Below are 2,216 nucleotides of genomic sequence, written 5' to 3' on the forward strand. Positions count from 1 at the left end.
TGCTTGAATTCAGTGGTTGATGTTGTAGTTGTTAGCATGGTTCAAAAATTGGCAAGCTGTTCAACAAAACAGGCAAAAGCTAGCGATCGCGCATTCGATCACTTACTAGCACTAACAAACAAGTCAGATATGAATAGAGCTTAGTGGCTTGCACCGACAATAGCTGCCGTCAACTCTGTTATTGTCCAGCGTCCGGTATACCGAATGTTATTGATAAATAGGGCTGGAGCGTGGGTCACTCCGCTGCGTATTCCACTTTCGATATCTTGATTAATGCGATCGAGATATGTCCCTCTTGCGATATCTCGCAGAAATTGAGGAACGTTAAGTCCTAAACGATCAGCATACTCGGCAAGGTAGCCATTCCCTAACTCTTGTTGATGCTCCAGTAAGATTTCGTACATCTGCCAAAACTGACCTTGTGCCCCTGCTGCTTCTGTCGCTGCTGCTGCCTTTTGAGCCTGAGGGTGGATGTGAGGTTGAGGAAAATGCCGGAATACAAAGCATAGAGAATCTCTTCCAAATAGGGTCGTCTCAAGCTGGCGTTGAATTGCCTTGATTGAGGTATAAAGTTCACCACATTGAGGACATTGATAATCCCCATACTCAACAAGCACAACCCGAGCATTCAATGATCCTTGCCAATGGTCTTGCTCAAAAGGGGGTACAACTAACTGATTGTGATTGCTAGGTGCATTATCAGGAATAACATCGCTCATTCTAAACCTTTGAGGAAAAGAAATTCGTCGTGTGAGAAGCACTGTGAAATCTCTCCTTCAACCCTGTAATCGTTTGTATGAGTTTAATGTATGAGATTCGCTCAGGATTGTAGTCAATTTAAGGTATGTATTTTAATCAATAAAATAATTGAGGGTTAGTCAACCTGAGACAGTAGAACGAATCAAACTTAAGTTGGGATTTGGATCAAACTTAGGTTTGATTGCCTGCCTCATCGACTAAAATCCTGCGCTCCAGAGGGGTGACTGGCGATGAGCGTTAACCTAGTCAGAAGTACCATCTTTGCTTTCACAAATTAGCAATTCCTCGTTTCAACGCCATAATGGCTGCCTGGGTGCGATCTTTGACATCTAGCTTGCTTAAAATTCGGTTGACGTGAGTCTTTACTGTACTTTCACTAATCGTTAGAGCCGTGCTAATTTCCTGGTTGCTCATGCCCTGTCCAATTAACTGGAGAACTTCTAGCTCACGATCGCTCAATTCTGGACTAGTCATCCGCTGTACTAGCTTGGCAGCCACGTTGGGGGAAATGTACTGTTGCCCCCTGTTCACGGTACGAATGGCTGTCAATAGTTCCTCTGGCTCAGAGTCCTTTAGTAAATACCCCTTTGCCCCGGCTCGCAATCCTCGATAAATCTCTTCATCAGTGTCATACGTGGTCAGCACAATAATCCGGGCGTTAGGAAACTCACTGCAAATAACTGTAATCGCCGGAACACCTTCCATCTCAGGCATCCGTAAATCCATCAAAGTCACATCAGGCTGTTGTTGCTGAAACACTGCGATCGCCTCATGCCCATTTCGCCCCTGACCCACAATGACGATATCTGAAGCCTTCTCTAACATCCCGATCAAACCCTGACGGACAACAGGATGATCGTCCACAACAAGAACACGAATACAACTAGGCTGACTCATGCTAACTTACTCCCGATCAATAGATACCACGATCTTTGTCCCTTGCCCTAGATTACTTTGAATTGTTAATTCAGCTCTAATGCGCTCAGCCCGTTCTGCCATTCCGATTAGACCAAAGCCATTCCGCATCGCCTGGTTTTCTACCTCAAATCCCTGCCCATCGTCTTTAATTCGCAAGCTGCATTGGGTCGGTTCGTAGATCAGTTCAATGCGAATTTCATCTGCCTTGGCATATTTGATTGCATTGGTCAGAGCTTCCTGCCCAATCCGAAACAGATTATTTTCCAAATCGTAGGATAGGGAATAGGGTGTACCAATGACTTCGTAGACGACTTGGGTTGCGATCGAGGAGTCCAATTGAGCCGCAAGACGCCTTAAAGCATCCTGTAAGTTACCGTTCTCCAAAAGGTATGGGCGGCGTAGTGCCTCTACTGAACGACGTGCCTCCGCAAGTCCAGAACGGGCTAAGTCGAGGATCTGAGTGAGGAGAGTTTGCGCTTTTTCTGGATCCGCCGTTACCTCATCGGAGGCAGATCGAGCATGAATGATAATGCCTGTGA

The 2,216-nt window shown here is 45.8% G+C and carries 3 protein-coding genes; all 3 read right to left on the reverse strand.

The window, feature by feature from the left end; genetic code table 11:
* Positions 1 to 140: 140 nt before the first annotated feature.
* Entirely contained in the window at positions 141 to 719 is a 579-nt protein-coding gene (locus H6G97_RS50220) for a DsbA family protein (RefSeq protein ID WP_190947672.1), read from the reverse strand.
* A 307-nt stretch (positions 720 to 1,026) separates the two neighbouring features.
* Entirely contained in the window at positions 1,027 to 1,656 is a 630-nt protein-coding gene (locus tag H6G97_RS50225; protein WP_190947673.1) for a response regulator, read from the reverse strand.
* 6 nt (positions 1,657 to 1,662) lie between these two features.
* The coding region (locus H6G97_RS50230; RefSeq protein WP_190947674.1) for a sensor histidine kinase at positions 1,663 to 2,216 on the reverse strand (554 nt) is incomplete at its 5' end.

The sequence above is a fragment of the Nostoc flagelliforme FACHB-838 genome (assembly GCF_014698065.1).
Classification (GTDB): Bacteria; Cyanobacteriota; Cyanobacteriia; order Cyanobacteriales; family Nostocaceae; genus Nostoc; species Nostoc flagelliforme_B.